Here is a 3,121-nt window from a genome sequence, read left to right as displayed (position 1 = left end):
CCCACCACGGGCGGGCCGGGGCGCCGGGCGGCGGGGTCGGCGCGCCGCCGCCGTACGGGTTGCGCTCGGGGTGGCGCGGGTCCCACAGGTAGCCGGACGGGCCGGCGTGCGGGGTGTCGGCGGGGACGGTGCCCGCTTCGCGCGCGGCGGCGTGCCGGGCGCGGGCCTCGTCGTCCGCGGCCGGCTCCTCGCGCGGCCAGCGGTAGCCGTCCGCGGCGGGGCCGGCGTCCGGGAAGTACCGGTCGTACGGGCCGCCCGGCCGTTCGGGCTCCCCGTGCCCGTACCCGTACCCGTGGCTGTGGGAGTGGCCGTGGCCCTGGTCGTGGTGGTGCCGGCGGCGGCGACGGCGGCCCCGGCCGCCGCGGCGGCGCTCCGGGTCGTAGCGGACGGCCAGGAAGACCAGCCCGGCGAGCAGCAGCGGGAACAGCTGGTCGCCGTCGCCCATCGAGGAGAAGAAGACACCGGTGCCGATCACGGTCAGCAGCACCGCGCCGACCGACTGGCCGTCCACCCGGCCGGTGAGCACCCGCTGCAGCTCGGTGCGGCCGGAGCCGCCCTTGCCGTCCGCGCCCTGCTCGGTCGGCACGATCAGCCAGGCCAGGCCGTACAGGAAGAGGCCGAGGCCGCCGGAGAGGCAGAGCACGACCGTCACCACGCGGAACACCACCGGGTCGATGTCCAGGTGCCGGCCGAGGCCGCCGCAGACGCCGGCCACCACGCGGTGGTGCTCGGCCCGGGTCAGCGGGGGTCGGTCGGGCGCGGGCGGGGCGCTCGTCCCGGCCTCGTGGAGCTCCTCTGCGCGGTGGTCTTCGGTCATGCCCACCATCCTGGTGGGTGCCGGACCCCACCCCAACCGGTCCCGCCCCTGCTCGGACCCTGACTTGTCCCTGATAAGGGTCAGGGCCTCACCCTGATGCGGCCGGGTCCGCGCGCGTGGAACCATCGGTGCCGTGGCAGCACCCGGTTCCGACTCCCGCCCCCTCGCCCCCGAGCCCGCGCCGCCCGGGGGCGGCGACCCGTCCGCGCCCGACCACGGGCGGCCGCCGTACCGCCGGCTGTACCGCAGCCCGCAGGGACGGATGCTCGGCGGTGTCGCGCACGGGCTCGCCGTGCACCTCGGACTGCCCGTCAGCTGGGTGCGGATCGCCTTCGTGGTGCTGTTCTTCGCCCAGGGCCTCGGCGGGCTGCTCTACGCGGCGTTCTGGTTCGTGGTGCCGATCGGCATCGGCGAGCCCGCCCGGCGGGGCGGCGCGCACTGGGTGTACGTGAACGGCGCCTTCGTCCCGGTCGGCTCCTGGCAGGCGGGCGGCGCCGGGGAGCTGAGCAAGGACGAACGCCGGCGCGGCGGGATGATCCGCCGGCTGCGCGAGGTGCTGCAGCACGCCCTGCGGGGGGAGCCGGCCGAGGCGGGCGAGGGGGCCGACGGCTCCGGCGCGGCGGCGGCCGGCCAGCGGCAGGGCGGGCTGGGCCAGCTGGCCGCGCTGGTGATGCTGGTGATCGGTGTGATCGCCCTGCTCAACGCGCTCAACGTGCAGACCGCCAAGCCGTACACCTGGCCGCTGCTGGCGGTCGGCGTCGGTGTGGCGCTGGTCTGGCGGCAGGCCGACGACTCGCGCTGGCAGCGCTGGTTCGGCCTGGAGGAGGGCGAGAAGCGGCGCGGCGCCTACACCCGGGTCGGCGCGGGCGTGCTGCTGGTGGTGGCGGGCCTCATCGCCTTCCTCGCCACCCAGGGCAGCGATTCGCCGGTCGGCTGGATGATCGAGTCCTCGCTCGCGGTGCTGGCCGGTGTGCTGGTGCTGCTGGGCCCGTACGCGCTGCGGATGTGGCAGGACCTCGGCGCCGAGCGCACCGCCCGCATCCGGGCCCAGGAGCGCGCCGAGATCGCCGCCCACGTGCACGACTCGGTGCTGCACACGCTGACCCTCATCCAGCGCCGCGCCGAGGACCCCAAGGAGGTGCTGAGGCTGGCCCGGGCCCAGGAGCGCGAGCTGCGGCTGTGGCTCTACCGGCCGGAGGCCGTGGCCGAGCAGGCGCCGGACACCATGGCGGAGAGCCTGCGCGCGGTGGTCGCCGAGGTCGAGGACCGGCACGGCGTCCCGGTCGAGGTGGTGATCGTCGGGGACTGCCCGATGGACGATCGGATCGCGGCGCAGATGCAGGCCGCGAGGGAGGCGACCGTCAACGCGGCCAAGTACGGTGGCGGGGGACCGGTCCAGGTCTACGCCGAGGTCGAGGGGAGGACCGTGATGGTGTTCGTCCGCGACCACGGCCCCGGTTTCGACCCGGACACGGTGCCCGAGGACCGGATGGGCGTACGCGAGTCGATCCTCGGCCGCATGAAGCGCAACGGCGGCACCGCACGGGTGCGGCCCGCGCCGGACGGCGGGACCGAGGTCGAGCTGGAGATGGAGAGAGCGAATGACTGAGGCAGCGCCGGAGCGCCGCGCGCGGGTCGTGCTGGTGGACGATCACCGGATGTTCCGGACGGGGGTGCGGGCGGAGATCGGGCGCACCGAGGTGACCGGAATCGACGTGGTCGGCGAGGCCGACGACGTGGAGTCCGCGGTCCGGGTGGTCGCCGAGACGCGGCCCGACGTGGTGCTGCTGGACGTCCACCTGCCCGGTGGCGGCGGCGTCGAGGTACTGCGCCGCTCGGCCGGGCTGATGGGGGAGCAGGGGGGCGTGAAGTTCCTGGCGCTGTCGGTGTCGGACGCGGCGGAGGACGTCATCGGCGTGATCCGCGGCGGCGCCCGCGGCTACGTCACCAAGACGATCACCGGGACCGACCTGGTCGACGCGATCTTCCGGATCGGCGACGGGGACGCCGTCTTCTCGCCGCGGCTGGCCGGCTTCGTGCTGGACGCCTTCGCCGCCACCGACACCCCGCCGGTGGACGAGGACCTGGACCGGCTGACCCAGCGCGAGCGCGAGGTGCTGCGGCTGATCGCCCGCGGTTACGCGTACAAGGAGATCGCCAAGCAGCTGTTCATCTCGGTCAAGACGGTGGAGAGCCACGTCTCGGCGGTGCTGCGCAAGCTCCAGCTGAGCAACCGGCACGAGCTGACCCGCTGGGCCACCGCGCGCCGCCTGGTCTGAGCGGCGCCGCCCGGCCGTCCCGCCC

3 protein-coding genes are annotated in these 3,121 nt (G+C 75.5%); 2 read left to right on the top strand and 1 reads right to left on the bottom strand.

The window, feature by feature from the left end:
• Positions 1 to 817, bottom strand: an 817-nt coding sequence (locus ABD308_RS38315) for a PspC domain-containing protein (protein WP_344345564.1), incomplete at its 3' end; no start/stop codon positions are given.
• 238 nt (positions 818 to 1,055) lie between these two features.
• On the opposite strand from ABD308_RS38315, the gene ABD308_RS38310 reads away from it, so the two are divergent.
• Positions 1,056 to 2,426, top strand: coding sequence for an ATP-binding protein (locus ABD308_RS38310; RefSeq protein ID WP_344345567.1), 1,371 nt, complete (start codon positions 1,056 to 1,058; stop codon positions 2,424 to 2,426).
• On the top strand, positions 2,419 to 3,096 hold the full coding sequence (locus ABD308_RS38305) for a LuxR C-terminal-related transcriptional regulator (RefSeq protein ID WP_344345562.1): 678 nt from the start codon (positions 2,419 to 2,421) through the stop codon (positions 3,094 to 3,096). Before ABD308_RS38310 ends, ABD308_RS38305 begins: the two co-directional genes overlap by 8 nt.
• Positions 3,097 to 3,121: the final 25 nt, after the last annotated feature.

Source organism: Kitasatospora putterlickiae (genome assembly GCF_039527695.1).
Classification (GTDB): Bacteria; Actinomycetota; Actinomycetes; order Streptomycetales; family Streptomycetaceae; genus Kitasatospora; species Kitasatospora putterlickiae.
Note: the sequence above shows the minus strand (reverse complement) of the source record. Positions and strands in the feature narration are given on the sequence as shown.

Excerpts from the sequence above, each read along its gene's own strand:
- ABD308_RS38305 (WP_344345562.1), top strand. The coding sequence starts at position 2,419 with ATGACTGAGGCAGCGCCGGAGCGCCGCGCGCGGGTCGTGCTGGTGGAC.